This window comes from Pseudomonas sp. BNK-15, from assembly GCF_047456105.1.
Classification (GTDB): Bacteria; Pseudomonadota; Gammaproteobacteria; order Pseudomonadales; family Pseudomonadaceae; genus Aquipseudomonas; species Aquipseudomonas putida_E.
The window spans coordinates 4108877-4132757 of sequence record NZ_CP179898.1; the positions used below are offsets into that span (position 1 = coordinate 4108877).

The 23881-nt window shown below is 63.8% G+C and carries 23 protein-coding genes; 3 read left to right on the forward strand and 20 right to left on the reverse strand.

Annotation, left to right across the window (positions count from 1 at the left end; all coding sequences use genetic code 11):
• Positions 1 to 9 precede the first annotated feature (9 nt).
• From ACMGF5_RS18755 to galB, 7 genes are all read right to left on the reverse strand, one after another.
• Positions 10 to 396: a cupin domain-containing protein gene (locus ACMGF5_RS18755; RefSeq protein ID WP_046787094.1), complete on the reverse strand. Its 387-nt coding sequence runs from the start codon at positions 394 to 396 to the stop codon at positions 10 to 12.
• A gap of 71 nt (positions 397 to 467) precedes the next feature.
• The gene (locus ACMGF5_RS18760) at positions 468 to 1292 is read right to left on the reverse strand and encodes an AraC family transcriptional regulator (RefSeq protein WP_119688713.1); all 825 of its coding nucleotides are present in this window, start codon (positions 1290 to 1292) and stop codon (positions 468 to 470) included.
• A 24-nt stretch (positions 1293 to 1316) separates the two neighbouring features.
• Positions 1317 to 2840 (reverse strand): Fic family protein, encoded by a 1524-nt coding sequence (locus tag ACMGF5_RS18765; protein WP_414157066.1) that lies wholly within the window; start codon positions 2838 to 2840, stop codon positions 1317 to 1319.
• Between the two features lie 74 nt (positions 2841 to 2914).
• Positions 2915 to 3154 (reverse strand): hypothetical protein, encoded by a 240-nt coding sequence (locus ACMGF5_RS18770; RefSeq protein WP_414157067.1) that lies wholly within the window; start codon positions 3152 to 3154, stop codon positions 2915 to 2917.
• Positions 3138 to 4223 (reverse strand): 4-oxalomesaconate tautomerase, encoded by a 1086-nt coding sequence (locus tag ACMGF5_RS18775; RefSeq protein ID WP_414157068.1) that lies wholly within the window; start codon positions 4221 to 4223, stop codon positions 3138 to 3140. Before ACMGF5_RS18775 ends, ACMGF5_RS18770 begins: the two co-directional genes overlap by 17 nt.
• A 2-nt stretch (positions 4224 to 4225) precedes the next feature.
• Positions 4226 to 4942, reverse strand: coding sequence for a 4-carboxy-4-hydroxy-2-oxoadipate aldolase/oxaloacetate decarboxylase (locus ACMGF5_RS18780; RefSeq protein ID WP_115275217.1), 717 nt, complete (start codon positions 4940 to 4942; stop codon positions 4226 to 4228).
• Positions 4939 to 5715: a 4-oxalmesaconate hydratase gene (gene galB, locus ACMGF5_RS18785; RefSeq protein ID WP_115275216.1), complete on the reverse strand. Its 777-nt coding sequence runs from the start codon at positions 5713 to 5715 to the stop codon at positions 4939 to 4941. The genes ACMGF5_RS18780 and galB overlap by 4 nt, the downstream gene beginning before the upstream one ends.
• 118 nt (positions 5716 to 5833) lie before the next feature.
• Between galB and ACMGF5_RS18790 the strand changes: the two genes are divergently transcribed.
• On the forward strand, positions 5834 to 7018 hold the full coding sequence (locus ACMGF5_RS18790) for a LysR family transcriptional regulator (protein WP_174141711.1): 1185 nt from the start codon (positions 5834 to 5836) through the stop codon (positions 7016 to 7018).
• 167 nt (positions 7019 to 7185) lie between these two features.
• Here the strand turns inward: ACMGF5_RS18790 and ACMGF5_RS18795 are convergent, their stop codons facing one another.
• Both ACMGF5_RS18795 and katB read right to left on the reverse strand, forming a co-directional pair.
• Positions 7186 to 7746: an ankyrin repeat domain-containing protein gene (locus ACMGF5_RS18795; RefSeq protein ID WP_281868841.1), complete on the reverse strand. Its 561-nt coding sequence runs from the start codon at positions 7744 to 7746 to the stop codon at positions 7186 to 7188.
• A 56-nt stretch (positions 7747 to 7802) separates the two neighbouring features.
• Positions 7803 to 9344 carry a catalase KatB gene (gene katB / locus ACMGF5_RS18800; RefSeq protein ID WP_414157069.1) on the reverse strand — a complete coding sequence of 514 codons (1542 nt, stop codon included), beginning with the start codon at positions 9342 to 9344 and terminating at the stop codon, positions 7803 to 7805.
• Positions 9345 to 9757: 413 nt separating this feature from the next.
• Between katB and ACMGF5_RS18805 the strand changes: the two genes are divergently transcribed.
• Entirely contained in the window at positions 9758 to 10831 is a 1074-nt protein-coding gene (locus ACMGF5_RS18805) for an aldo/keto reductase (protein ID WP_115275212.1), read from the forward strand.
• Positions 10832 to 10838: 7 nt separating this feature from the next.
• Here ACMGF5_RS18805 and ACMGF5_RS18810 read toward each other — a convergent pair whose 3' ends face one another.
• From ACMGF5_RS18810 to ACMGF5_RS18845, 8 genes are all read right to left on the reverse strand, one after another.
• Entirely contained in the window at positions 10839 to 11804 is a 966-nt protein-coding gene (locus ACMGF5_RS18810; protein WP_115275211.1) for a carbohydrate kinase family protein, read from the reverse strand.
• Between the two features lie 41 nt (positions 11805 to 11845).
• Positions 11846 to 13336, reverse strand: a complete 1491-nt coding sequence (gene xylB / locus ACMGF5_RS18815) for a xylulokinase (protein ID WP_414157070.1) — start codon at positions 13334 to 13336, stop codon at positions 11846 to 11848.
• Positions 13337 to 13351: 15 nt separating this feature from the next.
• Positions 13352 to 14827 (reverse strand): mannitol dehydrogenase family protein, encoded by a 1476-nt coding sequence (locus ACMGF5_RS18820; protein ID WP_119688722.1) that lies wholly within the window; start codon positions 14825 to 14827, stop codon positions 13352 to 13354.
• Between the two features lie 11 nt (positions 14828 to 14838).
• Positions 14839 to 15951, reverse strand: a complete 1113-nt coding sequence (locus ACMGF5_RS18825) for an ABC transporter ATP-binding protein (protein ID WP_414157071.1) — start codon at positions 15949 to 15951, stop codon at positions 14839 to 14841.
• A gap of 64 nt (positions 15952 to 16015) precedes the next feature.
• Positions 16016 to 16849 carry a carbohydrate ABC transporter permease gene (locus tag ACMGF5_RS18830; RefSeq protein ID WP_012313928.1) on the reverse strand — a complete coding sequence of 278 codons (834 nt, stop codon included), beginning with the start codon at positions 16847 to 16849 and terminating at the stop codon, positions 16016 to 16018.
• A 10-nt stretch (positions 16850 to 16859) separates the two neighbouring features.
• A complete protein-coding gene (locus ACMGF5_RS18835; protein WP_046785650.1) occupies positions 16860 to 17783 on the reverse strand; it encodes a carbohydrate ABC transporter permease in 924 nt (307 codons plus the stop codon).
• An 80-nt stretch (positions 17784 to 17863) separates the two neighbouring features.
• Complete coding sequence (locus tag ACMGF5_RS18840; protein WP_414157072.1) at positions 17864 to 19174, reverse strand: ABC transporter substrate-binding protein; 1311 nt, start codon at positions 19172 to 19174, stop codon at positions 17864 to 17866.
• Between the two features lie 142 nt (positions 19175 to 19316).
• Positions 19317 to 20222: an AraC family transcriptional regulator gene (locus ACMGF5_RS18845; RefSeq protein WP_414157073.1), complete on the reverse strand. Its 906-nt coding sequence runs from the start codon at positions 20220 to 20222 to the stop codon at positions 19317 to 19319.
• Positions 20223 to 20344: 122 nt separating this feature from the next.
• Here ACMGF5_RS18845 and ACMGF5_RS18850 point away from each other — a divergent pair, with 122 nt between their 5' ends.
• Positions 20345 to 21058, forward strand: coding sequence for a GntR family transcriptional regulator (locus tag ACMGF5_RS18850; protein WP_174141723.1), 714 nt, complete (start codon positions 20345 to 20347; stop codon positions 21056 to 21058).
• A 6-nt stretch (positions 21059 to 21064) separates the two neighbouring features.
• Here ACMGF5_RS18850 and ACMGF5_RS18855 read toward each other — a convergent pair whose 3' ends face one another.
• The 3 genes from ACMGF5_RS18855 to ACMGF5_RS18865 form a co-directional block, all read right to left on the reverse strand.
• The gene (locus tag ACMGF5_RS18855) at positions 21065 to 22015 is read right to left on the reverse strand and encodes a PDR/VanB family oxidoreductase (protein ID WP_012313933.1); all 951 of its coding nucleotides are present in this window, start codon (positions 22013 to 22015) and stop codon (positions 21065 to 21067) included.
• Between the two features lie 12 nt (positions 22016 to 22027).
• Positions 22028 to 23095 carry an aromatic ring-hydroxylating oxygenase subunit alpha gene (locus ACMGF5_RS18860; protein ID WP_115275202.1) on the reverse strand — a complete coding sequence of 356 codons (1068 nt, stop codon included), beginning with the start codon at positions 23093 to 23095 and terminating at the stop codon, positions 22028 to 22030.
• Positions 23096 to 23243: 148 nt separating this feature from the next.
• The gene (locus ACMGF5_RS18865) at positions 23244 to 23714 is read right to left on the reverse strand and encodes a MarR family winged helix-turn-helix transcriptional regulator (RefSeq protein ID WP_046785644.1); all 471 of its coding nucleotides are present in this window, start codon (positions 23712 to 23714) and stop codon (positions 23244 to 23246) included.
• Positions 23715 to 23881: the final 167 nt, after the last annotated feature.

Consider the following 23881-nt stretch of genomic DNA (forward strand, 5'->3'; position numbering starts at 1 on the left):
TTCCAGCGCTCATATCCAGACGTCGTTCACAGCGGTGCGCTCCCCACCTTCATGGCCGGTATTCAGAACGCCTCGCGGCTCGATCATCATCAGTTTTGCTTCTCCCTGCGCCGCTGTCCTGTGCTCCACCCCACGGGGCACCACATACAACTCGCCTGGGTTCACATAAACGCAGCCCTCCGGTAAATCGATGCGCAAGGTGCCTTCGAGCACAAGAAACGCTTCGTCGGTTTCCGGGTGTGAATGCCAGATGAATTCACCTTCTATTCGCACAACCTTGAACTGGTAGTCGTTCATTTCGGCGACCACTCTCGGGCTCCACTGCTGGTCGATCAGCGAAGCTTTCTGGGCAAGGTTTACAGGGCATGTTGCAAGTTGCGGGTTGGAGTTGGACATGGCGGATCCTCATGGGTTGAAGTGGCCAGCCTATCGAACCTACACAAGGCGTTCTTGTACGATCCTGCACGTCAGCGGGCAGGTCGCAAGCGCTCCAGCCAGCGCAACGGTGGCACGCCATAGCTACGTGTGAAGTGGCGTGTCATGTGGCTCTGGTCGTGAAAGCCTGCCGCCAGGGCTGCATCAACCAAGGTGAAGCCATCGAGCATCAGCCTGCGCACAGTGTCCAGGCGTCGCAGGGTCACAAAGCGATAGGGGCTGGTGCCGTAGAGGGCGCGAAAGTCGCGGGACAGGCTCCATTGTTCGCGGCCGCTGGCCTGCTCCAGCATCTGCAGGGTGATGCCCAGGTGGAGGTGCTCCATGATGAATGCCCTGGCGCGCTCGGCCGCGCGGTAATCCAGGCGTTTGCGGCCGCGTGGCTTACCGCCCACCGCACGCAACGCCATCGCCAGGTCGTACACGGCGTCCTGTTCCTCCAGCGTATCCAGCGGGTGGTCCAGTGCCTGCACGAAGGCTTCACTGGCGCGGTACAGGCGCGGGTCGCTGGACAGCCCGCCAGCAATGAAGGGCAACGGCTCACCGCCGAGCACGTTCTGGATCAGTGCCGGGTCGATGTAGGCCATGCGGTAGCGAAAGCCCGCTTCAGTCCCGGCCATGCCGTCGTGCACTTCGTCAGGGTGCAGGACCAGCGTATTACCCGGTAGGCCGTGGCACAGCGCCCCTTTGTAGTGAAAGCTCTGCACCCCGGCGAGGGTGCGGCCGATCGAGTATGTGTCGTGACGGTGAGGGTCATAGCCATGGCTACCGAACCACGCTTCGATCCGCTCCACACTGCCAGGGTGAGCGCTACGGATGACCCAGTCGGGGGTGGCTGCGTGGCTTGCTTTTCGTTCCATGAATAGACGCTCTGCGACCCAACACTATGCATCCGTCTGTGGCTCTGCGCCCTGTTGCGGCTGAGCGGCTGAGCGCTGGGCGGCAAGTACCTGTTGCGCCGTCTGTTCGATATAGTCGAACACTGCCTCGGGGACCCTGTACAGGTACTGCTTACGCCGATTGTTCGACACGCTCCCGCCATTGCTCAGGCACATCATCACCAGGTTTGCGAGGTCGCTGCCGCGAACATCGAATCGCTCATCTACGGCCCTGTAGACGGCGTCATAGTTTTCCAGAAAGGCCGTCTCATCGCGTAGCTCGACCTCTAGCGCCCGCTTTGCCATCATGCAGGTGAATACAACGCACTGCGTTGCATCCCAGAATCGATAGATCGCGTCAGCGCCGATGAACTCAAATGTAAACTGCTCGTGATCGATCCAGTGCACTTGCCAGTATTCACGCACGGGCCCGGAGTATCCTTGAAGTGTCTCCAGATACAGGCGCTCTTCGCGTTTCATCGCAACCGAAACTGGAAGCAACAGGCCGTTTTCAAGCGCCCCGGAATGGCAAAGAGCCTGGTGGATCAAAAAGCGCGACAAGCGCCCGTTCCCATCCATGAACGGGTGGAGGAACACGAACCCAAATGAAATGATGCTTGCCGCCACAAGCGGATCGATTTGGGTAGGGCCTTCATTGGCGAAGCGCATCAGGCTTTCCATCAACTCGCGGCACAGGCCCGGGGGAGGGGGGACATAGGTCACCCCGGCTGCTCCATGCATGCCATTGCTAAGGTGGTTCTGCTCGTGTCGAAATGCCGCCGCAAGGTCCAGAGGGTTTGCCACAGTGGCGTTCTGTAAAGTAACCAGGTAATCCTCAGTCAGTGGGTGGCGTTCATGGGCCTGGCGCAAGAGCTTGATGAAGCGGCGGGATTTATCTTCGGTTGGGGCTTCCTTCTCGATTGCAAACGAGTCCTGGGTCTCGTGCAGATACGCCCAGTTGATAGCCCTGTCCATCATCAGCGGAGGGAGTGAACCGATGAAGTTCTTCGCCTTGCCGAGAATGTCATGCTCGAGAAGCTCTGTAACTTGCGCAGTGCGCTCTACGGTCGCGCAGTAAGTCAGATCTCCGAGCCCGTTGAACTCCACCCGCCACTTCGAATTTCGCTCACCTGGTCGCGTAATGTACTGTTCTGGGTCGAATAGCTGAGCGAAGCCGCCGCGTACAGGTGAAGGCTGCTCAATGTCTTCACCGGTGAAGGCTTCCCGGAGATAGCAGGCCTTACGGATATAAACGCCATTGGGTGATGCTTCCAGCGCTTGCGAAAAACGTTCAGCAGGGATCTGTGGCAGAGCCTGGGCGAGAATTGAAAGGTTGATACCTTCGTGCTTGAGCGCAAAAAGCACATTCCCAAGCAGGTCGTCCTCTGAGGGCGCCATTCGATGGGGCACCGCGAGCGTGTTCCCGATTTTCTCAATCCGGGTGACCGGTTTTACGATCGCAGGGCGCTTGAGTGCGACCGCAGAGATCTGCAGCCTATCGAGTAGTAGCGAATATCCCGCTGCCCGCATGTACCTTTCCTTCAGTTTGGGCGTGAGCGCTGTGTTTTTTTTAAGTCAGCTCACAAAATCTTCAGATTTCGCGATTATGCCGTTTTTTTCTTCACTTTCCACAGGGCATGTGAGGTGGGCTCGCAACGTCCGAAATCTGTGCCTGGGTTTTTCTTCAGTTCTGACCAGTGTGGCGAAATTTTCTTGCCGAGGATGCGAAAATCTTCAGTTTTGCAACCGAAGCAGTTTTTTTCTTGAGCTTTTGATGCGCCGCGCGGGCGGCGCTCGACCTCAAGGGTGCTGAAGAAACTGTGGCAATCACTGCTGCGGTCCACCCCATGCATCCCGCCCAACACACACAACCCCATCAAACAGCAAACGCGCCGTCCTCACCAACCCGCACCCCGTGATCACGCCACGTTCCAAGCTGATCTCCACTGTAAATTCGCCGCTAGGATGCTCCACCGCCAAACGCTGGATATCACCGCCGCACGTGCCGGCAAGCCCCTGTGCAACCGACCCTTCGATCAAACAGGCCGTGGCGACACTCACCGCGCCAAACACCCCGATGGACGCATGGCAACGGTGCGGAATGAACGAGCGGGTGTTGACCGTGCCGCCGTTGCGCGGTGCCGACAGCAGGCACATCTTTGGCACATTGCGCTGGCTGACATCACCCAGGTTCATGCGTGGGCCCAGCTGCAGGCGGATGGCTTCAAGGCGCGTTTTCAGTGCACTGTCGGCATCCAGCGTTTCGCACGGCTCGTAGCCGGTCACGCCAAGGTCTTCGGCACGCAGCAGCACCACCGGCATGCCGTTGTCGATGCAGGTCACTTCCACGCCATCGACCCGGTCGCGGCTGTTGCCTGTCGGCAGCAGGGCTCCGCAACTGGCTCCGGCCACGTCGGCAAACGTCACCACCAGCGCCGCCGCCCGGCCCGGCACGCCATCGATACGGGTATCGCCGGCATACTCCACCTGGCCATCGGTGGTCGGCACCTGGGCCACGGCGAGCTGCCCGGTGTTTTCCATGAATATACGCACCGGTGTGCTCGCGCCGCTGGCGGCCACTAGGCCGCGCTCGATGGCGAAGGGCCCGACGCCGGCCAGGATGTTGCCGCAGTTCTGCCCGTAGTCCACCCGCGCTTCGTCCACTACCACCTGCGCGAACAGGTAGTCGACGTCGACGTCCTCGCGCTGCGAGGCGCGGATGATGGCGACTTTGCTGGTGAGCGAGTCGGCGCCGCCAATCCCGTCGATCTGCCGGGCATCGGGCGAGCCCATCACCGCCAACAGCACGCGGTCACGCAGCGGGCCAGGGGCGGGCAGGTCGTCATGCAGAAAATAGGCACCCTTGGAGGTGCCGCCACGCATCAGCAGGCAAGGTATGCGGGTCTGGCCCATGTTCAGCCTTCCAGGTCAGTGAGGTGCTCGACATAACGCAGGCCCTTGGCTGCCAGGCGCGGGCGCATCTCGTAAATGTCCAGGCCAAGCTCGCCGGCGGCCAAGCGCAGGCGTTTGCGTTCTTCCAGGTCGGCGCGTTGGGTGGCGGCTTCGAGTACCCCCTGGGCTTCGCCATGGCGCACCACCACGACGCCGTCGTCATCGGCAACCACGATGTCGCCGGCATTGACGAGCTGCCCGGCGCACAGCAGCGGCAGGTTCACCGAACCCAGCACTTCCTTCACCGTGCCTTGGGCGTTGATGGCGCGCGACCACACGGCAAAGCCCATGTCGCGCAGGGTCTGGCTGTCGCGCACGCCCGCGTCGATCACCAGGCCGCGCACGCCGCGGGCCTGCAGCGAGGTCGCCAGCAGGTCGCCGAAATAGCCATCGCTGCACGGCGAGCTGGGCGCCACCACCAGTACATCGCCCGGCCGGCACTGCTCCACGGCCACATGGAACATCCAGTTGTCGCCAGGGGCCACCAGCACCGTAACCGCGCTGCCGGCCACTGCCACACCTTGCTGGATGGGGCGCACGGCGGTACTGAGCAGCCCTTTGCGACCTTGGGCCTCATGAACCGTGGCCACGCCCAGCCGGCCCAAGGCATCGATCAGTTCCTGCTCGACGCGCGGGATATTACGTACCACGATGCCGGTCTTTCCGATCAGCCCGCTCATGCCAGGTTCTCCGTCACCCGTGGGAACACGCTCTGCAGGCCTTCGGCGTAGACGATGTTGCGTGCGCTGGTGATGCCCACGTTACGCTTGGCCTGCACGCCGCGCTGCAGGGCCACGCGGGTGTAGTACTCCCAGAGGTGTTCCTGGCCGGCCATGCACTGGATGGCGGCAAACTTTTTGTCCCACACCGGGGTGATGTCCAGGAAGGTGTCCGGGCGCCATTCGCACTGCTCGGGCTGGTGCGGCTCAAAGGCGTACACGGGCGGTGCGCCAACGATCTTCTCGCCCGGCTTGTAGCCTTCGGCCTGGGCGATGATGCGGGCTTCCTGGGCCAGGTTCATGGCCAGCGGGTGGTCGTAGTTGTAGGGGTCTTTCAACGAATGGCTGAGCACGAACTCCGGTTGTACCCGGCGATACACATCGGCCAGGCGGAACAGGGTGTCCTTGTCGGCGCGCATCGGGTAGTCGCCGATATCGAAGAATTCCACGCTGGCGCCGAGGATTTCGGCTGCTGCCATGGCTTCCTCACGGCGTGCGTCCTTGACCTTGGCTTCGGTCATTTCACCCTTGCGCCACAGCTTGGCAGACTCGCCACGCTCACCGAACGACAGGCAAACCACGTGCATGGCATAGCCTTGCTCAGCGTGCAGCGCAATGGCGCCACCGGCACGCCAGACAAAGTCGGCCGAATGTGCACTGACCACCAGGGCGGCTTTTTGTGGGGTATTCATTGTTCGTAGGCTCCTGCAGTGGGGGTTGACGCAGGATGTCATCGGCCTGCGCACTGCACTAATGCGTTCACTTGCAACGGCTATGCGTTTTATTTATTGCCTGGCAAGCGGGGTAGGGGCATAGTCGCCCCAGTCACGAGCCGAGCGCCGGGGAAGCCTTATGATCGACGTCGAACTGCCCAACCTGATGCAAGTACGTGCGTTCATCCGGGTCGCCGAGTTGGGCAGCGTTTCGCGGGCAACGCAGGTGTTGTTCCGTGCTCAGTCCGTGGTCACCCGCGCCATTGCCGAGCTGGAGGCGCGGTTCGCTGTCCCGCTGTTCGAGCGCCATGCCAATGGCATGCGCCTGACCGACTATGGCGAATGCCTGCTGCCGCGTGCACAGCGGGTGCTGGCGGAACTGGACGGTGTGCCGGGGTTGCTGGGCACCGCGCAGGGCGAGCCCCTGTATCTGTTTCAGGCGCGGCGCCTGCAGGTGTTCGTGAAACTCTGTGAAACACGGCACATGCAAACCGTGGCGCGGCACTTCGGCCTTAGCCAGCCGGCCGTCAGTGCTGCGTTGAAAGTGCTCGAAGGCGGGTGCGGGCAGCCCTTGTTCGTGCGCACGTCGCGCGGCCTGCAGCCCACTGTGGCCAGCCGGGACATTCTTTTCCCCATCCGCCGGGCGCTGAACGAGTTGCGCCACATGGACAGTGACCTGAGTGCGATGCAAGGCACCCTGCGCGGGGTGGTGCATGTCGGCGCGTTACCCTTGGGCCGCTCGCGCATTCTGCCGGAGGCCATTTTGCGTTTTACCGCCCAGCATCCACAGGTCCGGGTGGTGACCAACGAAAGCCCGTTCGACCTGCTGGCAACCGAATTGCGGGTAGGGGATGTGGACTTCGTGCTGGGCGCCTTGCGGCCTCACGACTATGCCAGCGACCTGGTGGGCGAGCCGCTCATCAACGAGGAAATGGTGCTGCTGGCCCGCCGGGGGCACCCGTTGTTGCACACACACCTGACGCTCAAGGGCGTGCACCAGGCGCGCTGGGTGTTGCCGCGGGCCGGCTCGCCGGCCCGCGGGCTGCTCGACAACTGCTTCGCCGCCGCTGGTTTGGCAGCGCCGTGGCCGGTGGTGGAAAGCGCTGATCTGGCGGTTATCCGTGGCCTGCTGGTGCGTTCAGACATGCTGGCGGCGGTGTCTGCGCACCAGTTGGCGTACGAGATTGCCAGCGGCGAGCTGCAACGCCTGCCGCTGGCACTGCCCGGTACTGCCCGCGCCATCGGCCTCATGCAGCGCAGTGGCTGCCTGCAGTCACCGGCGGCGGCCGCGCTGATGGCTTGTATCCGCCAGGTGATCACCTAGCATGCCTGAGCCGGACTGGGGGCCTGGAGCGCGCTCAACGGGCGACGTCGGTCAGTTTGGCGCTTTCCCGGCGACCGAGTAGCGGAATTATCTTACGCAATATCCAATTTTCTTATCGCAGATCCCTGGCGGTGTGCTGGCAGGTGGCATTGCAGAATGCGCAGCCCTCAGCGTTGCGTCGATACGCCGTTGAGCTCACCCTGTTGCAGGCTTTGCACGCTGTTGCCCAGTGCATCTGTTGCTTCGATATCGGCGCCATGGGTGGTCAGCGCGTCGAGCAATTCCTTGCGCTGAAACATGGCCGCATACATGGCGGCCGTCTGTCCCGCGCCATTGCGCTGGTCAGGGTTGCACGTGGCGTCGATCAGCCGCCTGGCAATGCGCACCTCGCCTTTGAATATCGCCCCCATCAGTGCGGTGTTGCCCCGCTTGTCCTGGGCGCATGGGTCGGCGCCGGCCGCCAGCAGTTGTTCCACGGCTGCTTGCTGGCCGTGGTAGGCCGCCAGAATAAGGCCGGTGTAGCCCTTTTCATCAGGGGTATCCAGGTTGTAGCCCGCCTGGATGAATGTCTTGAGCATTGCTTCATCCCCGCGGCGTGCGGCCCCGAAGAAGTAGTCGCGCAACCGCTGCTCGGTGTTGGTGTCTTGCCCTTGGGGCGGCAGCGGCTCTTGTGCCTGGGCGGTGAGAATCAGCAAGCCACACACGGCTGCCATCATCCATTTGTGCATGGTGTTTACCTGCGTATAAACGAAGAGCGGGCCGTCGGCCCGCTCAGTCATGGCACTCAGTCCTGCAGCTTCGCTGCCAGCTGCTGAACGCGCTTGAGGTCTGCCTTGGCCACTTTGGCCAGGCCTGCACCGTAGTCGCTATCGGCCTTGTAGAAGAACGACAGCATGATGTAGCGGCTTTGCTCGTCGGTCACTGCCAGGGCCTGGCCCAGGCTGTTGATCAGGTCGGTCTGTTCCTTCTTGCTGTAGGAGCGGAACAGCTCGCCAGTCTGCTTGAAGTTTTGCTCGCGCTGGATCTTCGCCTGCTGGGTGCTGCCCACCAGCGGGGTCGGCACATAGCGGGCGCTGGCCTGTTCTTCACGCGGCTGCAGGCGGCTTGGCTGGTAGTTGACCCCCGTGGTGGTGTGGCCCGCGTTGGCCTGGCCATCCTGGTTGACGTTATTGACCGGGAGGCGCGGCTGGTTGACCGGCAAGCCCAGGCCGTTGGCGCCAATGCGGTACATCTGGGTGTCGGCATAGGCGAACAGGCGGCCTTGCAGCAGGCGGTCTTCAGACGGTTCGATACCCGGCACCAGGTTGGACGGCGCCATGGCGACTTGCTCGGTTTCCTGGTAGAAGTTGTCGACGTTGCGGTTCAACACCATCTGGCCGATCTTGCGCTCTGGCACGTTCGGCCAGATCTTGGTGGCATCGAGCGGGTCGAAGTCGAACTTGGCCAGGTCTTCGGGCTTGAGCACCTGGATGTACAGGTCCCATTTGGGGAACTTGCCGTCCTTGATCGCGCTGACCAGGTCGTTGGTCATGTGGCTGTAATCACGGCCCTGGACCTGCTCGACTTGTTTGGGGTCAAGGTTCTTCTGGCCTTGCAGGCTCTTCCAGTGGAACTTCACGTAGTGCACTTGGCCTTCGCTGTTGACCAGCTTGTAGGCGTGCACGCTGTTGCCGTCCATTTCGCGGTAGCTGGCTGGGGTACCCTCGTTGGAGTACAGCAGGGTCAAGGTGCGGGTGGCTTCTGGTACGTGGGAGAAGAAGTCGAAGCGGCGGGAGTCGTCATCGAGGTTGGTGCGTGGGTCAGGCTTGAAGGCGTGCACCATGTCCGGGAACTTGATGGCGTCGCGGATGAAAAAGGTCGGGAAGTTGTTGCCTACCAGGTCCCAGTTGCCGTCTGCGGTGTAGAACTTGGTGGCGAAGCCGCGTGGGTCACGCAGGGTTTCGGGCGAGTGGTTGCCGTGCACCACGGCAGAAAAGCGCACGAACACCGGTGTTTTCTCACCTGGGCGGAAGACTTTGGCGATGCTCAGGTCGCTGATGTCGGCGCTGGCGGTGAACTCACCGTGCACTCCGGTACCACGGGCGTGCACCACCCGCTCTGGAATGCGCTCGCGGTCGAAGCGCTGCAGCTTCTGCAGCAGGTTAGCGTCTTGCAGCAGCACCGCGCCGTTGGCGCCGGCCGTTTGCGAATTCTGGTTGTCACCAACCGGTGCACCGCTGTCGCGGGTCAGGGTCGCGGCCTGGACGGACATCGTCAGCAGGCTGGCGGCCAGGCTTGCTGCAACCAGCAGGCGGCCGGGTTGGAAATGCTTTAGCACAGGGGTCATCGAGAAGCTCCATAGGCTCAATCGGGCGTTTTTGAATGCGCCCGCAGAGGATAATGAGCGTGGGATGCCCCCCTAAATTGATCCTGCGCATCAGCACGATTGGCAATTTCAATGCGGTTTTTTATGCATTTTTTGCTAGATGAGAGCTGACGGTACGTCGGCCCCGGTATCCCGTCTGGCGCTGAGTGAATCCTGGACGTTAAGCGATTTGGGGCCGCTTTGCGGCCCATCGCCGGCAAGCCAGCTCCCACAGTCCAGCGCAGGCCTCCTGAACTGCGCGGTGTAGGAGCCGGCTTGCCGGCGATGGGCTGCGTAGCAGCCCTGAAACGCTTAGGGGTAACCAATCAGATTGAACGTTTCAGCAATGCGCCCCGTCGGTACTTCCGAGTCGTTCGCATTTGGAGGCACTACCCATGAAGTACCGCGCACTCGGCAACACTGGCCTGCTGGTTTCTGAACTGGTGGTCGGCACGGTCCCGTTCGGCGGGCGTGGCGCATTCGAGAAAACCGGCAGCGTGGACGTGGCACTGGCCCGGCGCATGTTCGACATGGCCTTCGACGCCGGGGTCAACCTGGTCGACACGGCAGACCTGTACTCCCACGGCCTGGCCGAAGAGATCGTCGGCCAGGCGCTGGGTGAGCGGCGCCAGTCGGTCATCCTCGCCACCAAGGCGCGCAGCCCGATGGGGGACAACCCCAACGACAGCGGCGCTTCGCGCTATCACCTGATCCGCGCCTGCGAAGCCAGCCTCAAGCGCTTGGGCACCGACCATATCGACCTCTACCAGATCCACAACTGGGACGGCATCACACCTGTGGAAGAGACCCTGGCCGCCCTTGAGCACCTGGTGCAAAGCGGCAAGGTGCGTTACTTCGGCACGTCCAACTACACCGCCTGGCAGATGATGAAAACCCTCGGCAGTGCGCGGCTCAACGGTTGGCAGCAGCCGGTTTCCCAGCAGATCTACTACACCCCCGAAGCCCGTGAAGCGGAGTACGAACTGCTGCCGATGGCACTCGACCAGGGCCTTGCCACGCTGGTGTGGGGGCCGCTGGGGGAGGGCTTGCTGACCGGCAAGGTGCGGCGCGGGCAACAGACGCCGGCCGGTACCCGCCAAGGCAACGATTGGCCGGAACCCTACGTGCATGACAAGGAGCGGGCCTACGACATCATCGAGGCGCTGATCGAGGTTGGGCGCCGGCATGGCTGCTCACCGGCGCGGGTGTGCCTGGCCTGGCTCAAGGACCGACCAGGCATCACCAGTGTCATCACGGCCGGGCGCACGGCCGAGCAGTTGCACGACAACCTGCAGGCGGTGGAGCTGGTGCTGACAGGCCAAGACCTTGAACAGATCGAGCGGGTGACGCGGATCGCGCCGCAGTATCCGTACTGGCATCGCATCGCCGCGAAAATGGACCGCATCGACCCGGCGGAGGCGCCGTTCATTGCCCTGCATCGGCAAACGATGAAGCAGCACAAACCCTGATCCGCAATCAGCCCGAGGTACCGATGGCCTGAGGCATGCAGGAAAGCTCGCTTTCAAACGGCAGGTCCGGCCCGGCCCTTGAACAGGTCACCGCAGCCGCCCCAATGGCGTAGGCCAGCATCGCATCGACCGTGTCGCGCGCCAGCATCGCCACACCCATCGGGCTGTCCGCACCCAGCCGAACCAGGCAGGCCAGCACGGCCGCCTGGAACGTATCCCCGGCCCCCACGGTGTCGCGAACCGGCAGTGAGCTGTCCGCCGGCCGGTGCCACGACCCGTGCGCACAATGCACGCTGGCACCCTCAGCCCCGTGGGTCACGAACACCAGCCGGCAGCGCTCGTTCAACCAGCCACGGGCTACCTCGCCAGCGTCGCGCCCCGGGTACAGCACCTGCAGGTCTTCCTCGCTGGCCTTGATCAAATGTGCATGCGCGGCAAACGCTTCAACGCGCCTGCGCCACAGCGCCACATCGGGCTGGGGATTCAGGCGCACGTTCGGGTCCAGGCTGATCAACCGCTGGTCGCGTTCGCGTTCCACCAGTGCCAGCAACGTGTCGGCCACGGGTGTCACCACCAGTGTGTATGACCCAACGTGCAGCCCGCGTACGTTCTCATCCAGTACCGGCAGATGCTCAAGCCGCACCTGCCGGTCGGCGCAGCCTTCGCCGCGGAACTGGTACTGCGCGGAGCCGTTGGCATCCAGGCCGACCATGGCCAGGGTGGTGGGTGCATCGCTGGTCACCAGGTGCTGGCAATTCACGCCTTCTTCCTCCAGTACCCGGCGCAGGCGCGCGCCGAGGTGGTCGCTGGACAACCCGCCGAAAAAGCCTGCGGCAACGCCCAGCCTGCGCAGGCCGATGGCGACGTTGAACGGCGAGCCGCCAGCAATCGCGCTAAAGCCCAGCTCTGAGGTGCGCGGGCTGTTTGCCAGGCTGAAGACATCGAACAACGCCTCGCCACATACCAGATACATGAAGTTCTCCCAAACAGAAAAGAGTAAGGACAGTACCGCGATCAGAGCACAGGCAGGTGATCCAGGTAGCGTCTGTAGGCCACGCCGTAGGCGGCCTGTTGCGCCAGGCCGGGCAGGGTGCGGGTGCTTTCGTCCAGCTCGACGCAGCGTTCGCACAGGGCCTGCAGGCTGTCGCCGTGGCCCAGTTGGCGGCCAAGGCTCCAGGCGGCCTGGATTGCCGCCCCCAGCGCGGCGGCTTCGGTCTGGCGCGGGCACACCACTGGCAGGCCGAGCAGATTGGCCAGTACCTGGCGCCACAGCTCGCTTTTTGCCGCCCCGCCCACCAGGCGGATTTCGCTGCCCTGCAGGCCGCTGGCGCGCAGCAGGTCCAGGCCATAGCGCAGGCTGAAGCAAGTGCCTTCGAGTACGGCCCGGCACAGGTTGGCGCGGGTGAGGTTGGCGCTGGTCATGCCATGCAGGCTGGCGCTGGCAGTGGGCAGCGCGGGTACCCGTTCGCCATCGAAAAACGGCAGCATCAACAGGCCGTCGGCGCCAAGCGGCGCTTGCGCGGCGAGGGCCGTGAAGCGGGTGATGTCAAGCTCCAGCAGGTCACGCACCAGCGCGCAGGCGTTGGTCAGGTTCATCGTGCAGATCAAGGGCAACCAGCCACCGCTGGAGGCGCAGAAGTTCGCCACCTCGCCCTTGGGGTTGAACTGGGCATGGTCGGCGTAAGCTGCCAGGGTGCCCGAGGTGCCCAGGCTGAGGGTAATCATGCCAGGGCTGATATTGCCGGTACCGATGGCGCTGAGCATGTTGTCGCCGCCGCCGGTGGCCACCCAGGCGTGAGGGTTCAGCCCCAGGCCTGCGGCGGCCTGCTCGCGCAGCGGGCCGACGCAGTCGCCAGGGGCGAGCAGCTCGGGCAGTGCCGCCAGCAGGCGCTCGCCCGGTTCGATGTGTTGCAGCACATCGGTTGCCCAGCTGTTGTGGTGCACGTTGTAGTAACCGGTGCCAGACGCATCGCCCGGCTCGCTGCAGGCGCGGCCTGTCAGCCAGTAATTGAGGTAATCGTGGGGCAGCAGCACATGGGCCAGGCGGGCGAACAGGTCGGGGAAGTGCCGTTTGCTCCACAGCAGCTTGGATACGGTATAGCCCGGCGCAATCACCAGCCCCAGGCGTTCGATCGAGCCTTGCGGGCCGCCGAGCGCGTTCAGCAGTGCCTGGTTTTCTGCCGTGGTTTCGGTGTCGCACCAGAGCTTGGCCGGGCGCAGTACCTGGCCTTGGGCGTCCAGCATCACCAGGCCATGCTGCTGGCCGGATACCGCCAGCGCACGGATGGCCTGGCCATCGACGCCGGCCTCATGCAGCGCGCCAGCGACTGCCGTGTGCAGGGCGGCTAGCCAGTCGGCCGGGTCCTGCTCGCGGCGCCCGTCGCGGCCCCGTGCAGGCGCGTGCGCGGCACTACCAAGGCCCAGCACCCGGCCGCTGCCGGCGTCCAGCACCAGCGCCTTGGTACCCTGGGTACCGCAATCAATGCCGAGAAACAGTCCGTCCATTGCGTGTGCTCCGGGTCAGTCGCCAAGCACTCGGCGCAGCGTCTCGCTCACGCCAACCTCACACAGGCTGTCATACAGGCGCTCGAAAGCGCTGACGAAGGCACCGGAGGCGGGGATGACCGTGCCAAATATCGTTTCGTCGCCCAGCACCCGGGCAGCCAGCCCGTCACGCTGCACCACCCGTGCCTGGCATTGGGCCGCGCGTGGGTCGGGGATGGCATAGGCGCTGCCCTGTTCGTCTACCCCGCCCAGGTACAGGGCCCAGGCCGCTACCACCAGGGCCACGCGGTCCAGCGGCTGGCCCTCGGCAATCAGCTGGTTGGCGGTGGGGACGATGTACTTGGGAAACTTCGATGAGCCGTCCGAGCACACCCGCTCCAGCTGGTCGGCGATGGCGCGGTTGGCGAAGCGCTCGGTGAGGCTGTCCTTGTAGCGTTCCAGGTCGATGCCCGGCGCCGGGGCAAGTTGCGGGGTCACGTCCAGGTCCATGAACGTGCGCATGTAGCGGCGCAGCAGTGGGTCGGCAAGGGTTTCGTGGACCAGGCGGTAGCCCTGCAGGAAGCCCAGGTAGGTCAGTGCGAGGTGGCTGCCGTTGAGCAGCTTGATTTTCATTTCTTCATAGGGCGTAACGTCGTCGGTGAACTGCACACCGACCTTTTCCCACGCCGGGCGCCCGGCTACGAATTTGTCTTCCACCACCCACTGCAGGAACGGCTCGCACACCACCGGCCAGGCATCCTCGACGCCGTGGCGCTCGAACAGTCGTTGGCGGTGGTCGCTGCTGGTCATTGGCGTGATGCGATCGACCATGGCGTTGGGGAAGCTCACGTGCTCGCCTATCCAGTGGGCCAGGTCCGGGTCGAGCAACCGGGCAAAGGCCAGCAGGGCCTTGCGCGCGACCGCGCCATTGTGCGGAAGGTTGTCGCAGGACATCACCGTGAACGGCCCCACGCCGGCCTCGCGGCGCCGCCGCAGGGCTTCGCAGAGAAAGCCGAACACGCCTTGCGGGGCCTGCGGGTTGGCCAGATCGTGCCGGACCTGCGCCAGGTCGGCGCGAAACTCGCCGGTGCTGTCGTCGATGCAGTAGCCGCCTTCGGTGATGGTCAGCGAGACGATGCGGACGCCGGGCTCGGCCAGTTTGGCCAGCAGCGCTTGGGCATCGTCCTCGGCCAAGAGCATGTCATTGAGGGCACCGATCACCCGCACTTCGGTGTCGGGTCGGTCGTCCAGCACGAACAGGGTGTACAGGTAGCCCTGCGCCGCCAGGGCGTCGCGCATGGCGCGGTCTTCGCTGCGCAGGCCGGCGCCGCAGATGGCCCAGTCCAGGCCTTCGCCGCGGTTCATCAGGGCGTCGGTGTAGGCCGCCTGATGGGCACGGTGAAACCCACCTACGCCAATGTGCACGATGCCCTGGCGCAGCTGCGAGGGCGCGTAGGAAGGGCGGGCGACCGTGGGCGCCAGCAGGTCGAGGTGGTGCGGGTCGAGTTTCATCGTGTACGTCCTCAGGCCGCTTGCTGCAGGCGTTTGTCCAGGGCTTGGCCGTTGCTGTCGAACAGGTGGCAGTGGCCTGGGTCGAAGGCCAGTTCCAGGGGCACGCCGAAGGCCGGCGCAAAGTCGCCGCGCACCCGTACGGTGAGCATTTCCCCGGAGCCGGCACGTACATGGCAGTAGCTGTCACTGCCCAGGCGCTCACTGACGTCGGCGGTCACCTGCAGCAAGCCGGGTGTGCCGTGCCCGGCGCTGGCGATGTTCAGGTGCTCCGGGCGGATGCCCAGCGTCACGGGGCTGCCAGCGGGCAGGCCGTCTGTGCACAGTGCCAGGCTGACACGGGCACCGCATTCAAGGGTGACCTCGCACGAGGTGCCCTGGCTGTGGCTCACGTGGCCGCGCAAAAAGCCCATTTTCGGGGTGCCGAGAAAGCCTGCGACGAACAGGTTGGCCGGGTGGTGGTACAGCTCCAGCGGCGAGCCGACCTGCTCGATGCGCCCGCCGTTGAGCACCACCACCTTGTCGGCCAGGGTCATCGCTTCGACCTGGTCGTGGGTCACGTAGATCATGGTTGCAGCCAGCTCCTGGTGCAGGCGCGCAAGCTCCAGGCGCATCTGCACGCGCAGGGCGGCGTCAAGGTTCGAAAGCGGCTCGTCGAACAGGAAAATCTTTGGGTTGCGCACGATCGCCCGGCCGATCGCCACCCGCTGGCGCTGGCCACCAGACAGTTGGCGGGGTTTGCGTTCAAGCAGCGGTTGCAGTTCTAGGATGCGCGCGGCGTTGTCGACTTTGGCCTGCACCTCACGCTTGTCCACGCCGGCCAGGTCCAGGGCGAACGACAGGTTCTTGCGTACGGTCATGTGCGGGTAGAGCGCGTAGGTCTGGAACACCATGGCCAGGTCGCGTTTGGCCGGGGCGGTGTCAGTGATGTCGACGCCGTCCAGGGTAATGTGGCCGCCGCTGACCTCCTCAAGGCCGGCGATCAGCCGCAGCAGTGTCGACTTGCCACACCCGGACGGGCCGACGAACACCACGAACTCACGGTCGCGCACCTCCAGGTCGATGCCCTTGATGATGGCGTGGCCATCGAAGCCTTTGTGCAGGTTGCGGATCTTCAGGTCAGCCATGGCGAATGTCCTCTGCGGCGGCCCGCAATAGGGGTGATTGAGCAGGTGTCGTGTGGGGGGCGGTTCATTTCACGGCGCCGAACGAAAGGCCGCGCACCAGCTGCTTCTGGCTGATCCAGCCGAAAATCAGGATGGGCGCGCAGGCCAGGGTCGAGACGGCCGAGAGCTTGGCCCAGAACAGCCCCTCCGGGCTTGAGTAGGAGGCCACCAGCGCGGTCAGTGGGGCGGCAGCCGAAGAGGTCAGGTTGAGCGACCAGAACGCCTCGTTCCAGCACAGGATCAACGACAGCAGCACGGTCGAGGCCAGCCCGCCGCGAGCGATCGGCAGCAACACGCGGACGATTTCCTGCCAGGTGCCGGCACCGTCCAGGCGCGCGGCTTCAAGGATGTCCACCGGGATGTCCTTGAAGTAGGTGTACACCATCCACACCACGATCGGCAGGTTGATCAGGGTGTAGACGATGATCAGCGCCAGGCGCGAGTCGAGCAGGCCGAACTGTTTGGCCAGCAGGTAGATCGGCATCAGCACGCCCACCGGCGGCAGCATCTTGGTCGACAGCATCCACAGCAGCGTGCGCTTGGTGTGGCGGGTTTCGAAAAAGGCCATGGAGTAGGCCGCCGGCACAGCGACAAGCATGCACAGCGCGGTCGCCGAGAAGGCGATCAGCACCGAATTCCAGGCGTAGGCGAAGTAGTCGCTGCGCTCGTTGATGTGCAGGTAGTTCTCCAGCGTTGGCGCGAAGATGAACTGTGGCGGTGTGGCGAAGGCGTCGAGCTCGGTCTTGAAGCTGGTCAGCAGCATCCAGAAGATCGGGAAGAAGATCACCAGGGCGATGCCCCAGCACAGCAGGCCGATCAATGCGTCGCGCAGGCGGCGGGTTTGCTTGAGTGGCAGCATGGCGGGCTCCTCAGCGGCGCTCGGTCAGGTTTTTGCCGATCATCCGTATCAACACGATGGCGGCGATGTTGGCGATCAGCACGGCGATCAGGCCGCCGGCCGAGGCCATGCCGACGTCGAACTGCAGCAGCGCCTGGTTGTAGATCAGGTAGGCGAGGTTGGTGGACGCATAGCCCGGGCCGCCGCTGGTGGTGGTGAAGATTTCGGCGAACACCGACAGCAGGAAGATGGTCTCGATCATCACCACCACGGCAATCGGGCGGGCCAGGTGCGGCAGGGTCAGGTGCCAGAAGATCGCCAGCGGCCCGGCGCCATCCAGGCGCGCGGCTTCTTTCTGTTCCAGGTCCTGCGACTGCATGGCGGTCATCAGGATCAGGATGGCGAACGGCAGCCACTGCCAGGAGACGATCAGGATGATCGAGAGCAGCGGGTAGTGCGCCAGCCAGTCCACCGGCTGCGCGCCGAACAGCCTCCACACGGCCGCGAGGATGCCCGACACCGGGTGCAATATCAGGTTCTTCCACAGCAGCGCGCTGACCGTGGGCATGATGAAGAACGGTGAAATCAGCAGCACCCGTACCACGCCGCGCCCCCAGAACTCGCCGGCCTCCAGCAGCGCCGCGATGAGTACGCCGAACACCACGCTGATCGCCAGCACGCTGCCGACCAGGGTCAGGGTGTTCAGGGCGCCGGGCATGAAGCCTGGGTCGGTGACGAAGTACGCGAAGTTCTCCAGGCCTACGTACGCATTTTCGCCCGGGTACAGCAGGTTGTAGCGGATCAGCGAAAAATACAGGGTCATGCCCAAGGGTACGACCATCCACAACAGCAGCAGCGCCACCGAAGGGCTGACCAGGAACCAGCCCGGCCCGACGCGGCGTTTGCCGGGGCGTGCGGTGGCGAGGGTCGGGGTATCGAGGGCCGAAGTGTCCATGGCGACTCCGTGTGCAGCGAAAAGGGCGGACGGCAGCCGTCACCGCGCCAGGCGTTGGCGCGGCTCAGGCCACGGGTGGGCTACTTGGGATAACCGGCGCGCTTCATCTCGCGTTCGGTGGACTGCTGGGCGGCGGCAAGCACCTGGTCGACCTTCATCTGCCCGGTCAGGGCGGCGGAGAACAGCTTGCCGACCTGCGTCCCAATGGCCTGGAACTCGGGAATGGTCACCAACTGAATACCCACGTACGGCACGGGCTTGAGCGTGGGGTGGTTGGGGTCAACGCGCTTGAGCGACTCCAGCGTCACCTTGGCGAACGGCGCTGCGGCCAGGTAGGCGTCGCTGTAGGTAGAGGCGCGGGTGCCTGGTGGCACGTTGGCCACGCCTTCCTTGTCGGCCACCAGCTTGGCGTAGGCTTCGGATGTGGCCCAGGTGCTGAAGGCCTTCGCCGCGTCCTTGGCCTTGGAGCTGCTGGGGATGGCCAGCGCCCAGGAATACAGCCACGAGGCGCCCTTGTCGGTGACCTCTTTTGGCGCAAAGGTGAAGCCGACCTGGTCGGCGACCTTGCTCTGGGTCTTGTCGGTGACGAACGAGCCGGCAACGCTGGCATCGACCCACATCGCGCACTTGCCGCTGTTGAACAGTGCCAGGTTTTCGTTGAAGCCGTTGCTCGACGCGCCTGGCGGGCCGTACTGCTTCAGGGTGTCGACGTAGAAGTTCAGCGCGTTCTTCCACGCGCTGCCGGTGAATTCCGGCTGCCACTGTTCGTTGAACCAGCGTGCGCCAAAGGCATTGGCCACGGTGCCGATCAGCGCCATGTTCTCGCCCCAGCCGGCCTTGCCGCGCAGGCAGATGCCGTACTGGCCCTGGTCGGGGTGGTGGAGTTTGGCGGCAAATTCACCCAGCTGGGTCCAGGTCGGTTGCTCGGGCATGCTCAGCCCAGCGTTCTGGAACAGGTCCTTGCGGTAGTAGGTGATCGAGGCCTCGGCGTAGAAGGGCAGGGCGTACAGCGTGCCGTTGGCCGACAAGCCATTGCGCACAGACGGGAACACGTCGTCGAGGTTGTAATCGGCCGGCAGGTCCTTCATCGGCTCCAGCCAGCCTTTGGCGCCCCACAGTGCGGCTTCGTACATGCCGATGGTCAGTACGTCGAACTGCCCGCCTTGGGTGGCGATGTCGGTAGTCAGGCGCTGGCGCAGCACGTTCTCTTCAAGCACGACCCACTTGAGCCTGATGTCCGGGTGCTGCTCTTCGAACACCTTGGCCAGGCGCTGCATGCGGATCATGTCGTTGTTGTTGACCGTGGCGATGGTCAGCGTTTCGGCGCCCTGGGCCAATAGCGGCAGGCTGAGGCAGGCAGCGGCCAGGCAGGCCTTGATCGCGTCGTTCATCTATGAACTCCCTTACCGGGCCGGCTGACGGCACGGAAGACATTATTATTTTTGTGTCGCTGGCGCTGATTACACCCCCGCGTGGCGCAGCCCACAAAGCTTGGGCTGCACGCTGGCTGATACTTTTTTGCAGTTGTTGCGCTCAGTGATGGTTCTGCTCGGTCAGCCGCTGGATCACCAGGCTGCGATAGTCGGAGGGGGTCATGCCTTTGAGCTGTTGAAAGCGCCGGTTGAAATTGGACAGGTTGCTGAAGCCTGATTCGAAGCACACCCCGGTCACCGGCAGGTCGCTTTTGGCCAGCAGTTCGCAGGCCTTGCTGACCCGCAGGCGGTTGACGAACTCGACAAAACCGCGCCCGGCCGCCTGTTTGAAGAAGCGTGAGAAGTAGGTGGGGGTCATGCCCAGGTGCTCGGCCACTTCGTTCTGGGTCAAGTCCTGGGCGTAGTGCTGGAAGATGTAGTTCACCGCCCGGTTGATGCGCTCGACGTTGTGCTCGTCAGCCAAATGCGAGGAGGTGACTGTGGACAACAACTGGTAGTCCTCGCAGCCGGCCAGCTGTTCCATGAGGATAAAAAAGTATCCAAGGCGGGTCATGCCGCGGCTGTGCGCGATGCGTTGCAACAATTGGCGGCTCTCGGCGATCAGCGTGGGGTCACGGAACTCGATGCCGTAGTGTGCGCGGGCCAGCAACGGGCTGAGCTGGTGCAGTTCAGAAAATGCCCGGCTGCCGCTGTGCAGCACCTCGTCCGTGAAATTGACCAGCATGTCGCGCTCGTTGAATACCTCCCCGGGGCCGGCCTGGCTGATCCAGTTGTGCGGCAGGTTGGGCCCTGTGAGGAAAAGCGTGTTCGGCGCGAAGCTGCCGATGTAGTCGCCGATGAACACTTTGCCGGCGCTGGCCACGATCAGGTGCAGTTCGTATTCCTTGTGGAAATGCCAGCGCACCAGCGGGCTGGGAAAGCCATGCTGGCGGTAGATCAGTGAGTCGCCCTCGTGATCGTCCATCAACTCGTAGGACGGGTCGGTGACTTTGCTCGTTCTGGGCATGGCGCTGCTGGGCTCCGAAGGACGAAGTACCATCGTAGCCTGAACAGGGCAGGTGTCACAGAGCGCCAAGCGCGCCCGCGCTTGCGGTAAGATGCACGCTTCTGTCTCTGGAACCTCCCTGGATGAGCAAGCCCGGTCAAATGGTGCTGATCGCGTTGCGCAAGATGATCGCCTCGGGCGAACTGGCGGCTGGCGCGCGGCTGATGGAAGTGCCTACCGCCGAACGGTTCGGCGTCTCACGCATGCCCGTACGCATGGCGTTTCGTACCCTGGAGCAGGAGGGCTTGCTGGTGCGTTGCGGCGGCCGTGGCTTCCAGGTGCGTTCGGTCAGCGCCGACGACATTGCCGGCGCGGTGGAGGTGCGCGGTGTGCTCGAAGGCCTGGCTGCCCGCCAGGCCGCTGAGCGCGGCCTGCTGCCTGCGGCGCGCGAGGCGCTGCAGCGCTGCCTGGTCGAAGGCGACCTGTTGTTCGACAAGGGGTATGTGACCGAAGAAGACTTGCACGCCTATCACGACCTGAACATGCGCTTTCACCAGGTGATCGTCGAGGCCAGCCACAACCCGGCCATCGCCGATGCCCTGGCGCGCAACGACCACTTGCCGTTCGCTTCGGTCACTGCGCTGGCGGTGGACCGTCACGACCTCGCCCGTGAATTCCGGCGCTTCAACTTCGCGCACATGCAGCACCATGCGGTGTTCGATGCGCTCACCCACGGCCAGGGTGCCCGCGCCGAGGCGATCATGCGCGAACATGCCAATGCCACGTTGCGCTATGCCGAAACCTTTGGCGCGGCCACGGCGGACGAGGGCATGAAGGTGATCCTGCCCTCGTCCTGAGGCGTTTTACAGGTCCAGTACCAGCAGGGGCGTCTTCGCCCGCGAACAGCACGGCGTGAATTGGTCGTTCAGGGCCTGTTCCTGCTCGGTGAGGAACAGGTCGCGGTGCTCTGGCGTGCCCTGCAGCACACGCGTCAGGCAGGTGCCGCAAATACCCTGTTCACAGGAGACGGCGATCTCGATGCCGTGGCGTTCCAGCACCTGCACCACGCTCTGGTCGGCCGGCACCTCGAACACTTGGCCGGTGCTGCCTACCTGCACCGAGAAGCTGCCGTCGTCGCTGTTTTCAACCGGCGCTGCGGCGAAGTACTCGCGGTGCAGGTTGGCCTGCTGCCACCCCAGCTGCTTGGCAGTGTCCAGCACGTGCTGCATGAAGCCGCCAGGCCCGCACACGTAAAGGTGCACATCGCCCTGCGGGCTGCCCAGCACTTGGGCGATGTCCAGGGCGGTCTCCGGCTGCTCGTCAAAATGTACGAACAGGCGGTCAGCGAAGGGTGCGGCGCGCAGGCGCTCGACAAAGGCTGCGCGGTCGCTGGAGCGTGCACAGTAGTGCAATTCGAAATCGTCGCCGTTGCAGGCCAGTTGCTCCGCCATGCACAGCAGGGGCGTAATGCCGATGCCACCGGCGAACAGCAGGCTGCGCCGGGCGCCCTGGGCCAGCGGGAACAGGTTGCGTGGGGCGCTGATGCGCAGTCGGTGGCCAGCCTGCACCTGCTCGTGAAGGCTGCGCGAACCGCCGCGTGAGGCGGGGTCGTTGAGCACGCCGATCAGGTAGCGGTGGCGTTCTGCAGGGTGGTTGCACAGGGAATACTGGCGCACCAGCCCGTCCGGCAGGTGCACATCGATGTGCGCGCCGGCGCTGAAGGGCGGCAGTGGGCTGCCATCGGCGGCCGCCAGCTCGAAGCTGCAGATGCCCTGGGCTTCGTCGTTGCGGGATACCACTACGGCATCGATCATGGCGCGGGCTCCTCAGGCGGGGGTGGTGTGGGTGGCGATCACGTGCGGTTGGGGCGCGTGCTCTTTGGCGATCAGCCGCTCCAGCACCTTGCGCGCCTGTACGCCGCCGGCGTCGATGTTGAGCTTGAGCAGGTTGCGCTCGGGGTAGGCGAGCAGGTTCTGCTGCTGGCGTTCGAGCATTTCCAGGTCTTCGCTGAAAATCTTGCCCTGGCCTTCGCGGATGCTCGCGGTCAGGGCCTGATCGTGGGCGGCAAAATTGCGCGCCATGCCCCAGAAGTACCAGATCGAGGTGTCGCTCTCGGGGGTGATGAAATCGACCACGATGCTCGAGGCCTTGTGCTCGGCCGGGGCGTGGTAGCCGCCGTGGCCGGCATGGGCCACGCCCACCTCGATCAGTACATGGCTGGGCGGGGTGAAGCGGCAGATCTGCCAGCGGTCCACCGGCACGTCATCGGCCAGGCCGTTGCCGCGCAGGGCCATGCGCCAGAAGGGCGGCGGCATGATGTTTTCCATGTGCCGGGCGGTGACCACTTCGTCGCCGCTCACCGTGGTGGCCGGGGGCGCCTCGTCGATTTCCTTCTGGCCGATGCTGGAGGCGTGCACATAGGTTTCATGGGTGAGGTCCATGAGGTTGTCGATCATCAGGCGGTAATCGCAACCGATGTGGAACAACCCGCCGCCATAGGCCCATTCGTCGCTGGCCGCCCACGGCAGGTGCGGGATCAGGGCCGGGTCAGCCTGGGTTTGGTCACCGGGCCAGACCCAGATGAAGCCATGGCGCTCGACCACGGCGAAGGCCTTGTTGCAGGGGAAGCCCCGCACCCGTTGGCCAGGCATGGCGACGGCTTTGCCATCACAGCCCATGACCAGCCCGTGGTAGCCGCACACCAGGTTGCCGTTTTCGACAAAGCCCAGCGACAAGGGCGCGCCGCGGTGCGGGCAAAAGTCTTCTACGGCGGCGACGCGGTTTTCGTTGGCGCGGTAAAACACGATCTTTTCCCCGCAAATCTGCCGGCCCAAGGGTTTCTCGGCGATTTCGTCAGGGGTGCAGGCGACGTACCAGGTGTTTTTCGGGTACATGAAGGACCTCCAATTGTTGTTGTTATTTAATGGATCCATTAAGGCCTGAGCTGAAAGGCTGGTCAATGGTTAATCCCAACAAAAATTGGAGGCTGTGCGATTATCGTACGCTTAATGGATCCATTTGGCGGATTGGGGATGAATGGCCCTATTCCTTGTAAATTTTCGTCAGCAGCCGCAGCAGTTCTGTGCGCTCGGCTTCTTCAAGGCTGCCAGTAGCCTCCCGATCGCTGTCGCTGGCGATCTGTTTGAGCTCCTTGAGCATCGCTTCGCCCGACTTGCTCAAGAAAATCCCGTAAGAGCGCTTGTCCGGCTTGCACCGCACTCGCACGGCCAGCGCACGCTCTTCCAGTTTGTTCAGCAGCGGCACCACCTGCGGCGGCTCGATCGCCAAGGCGCGCGCCAGGTCCGCCTGCATCAGGCCCGGGTTCTGCTCGATGATCGCCAGCGCAGAGAACTGCGCCGGGCGCAGGTCGTAGGCCGCCAGCCGGCTGATCAGGTGCTGGAACAGCTTCAGCTGGGCGCGGCGCAACGCGTAACCGAGCAGGTCCTCAAGGACCGTGTCGCCAGGGGGCGTGGGCAGGGAAGCGGTGTCGTCGGTTCGGGCAGACCTTGCCATCGGATTGCATGCTCCTGTGTCATGAGTAAGAAAGTTACCCAGTTTGCCTGCGCTGGCTCAATCCGGCTAGTGAAGCTCAGGCTAAAAAGCTTCTCAACCGGCTGGAAGGCAAAGATAATTTTCATAATAGTTAATTGACATAACTAATTTGCCGGATTAGTTTGATG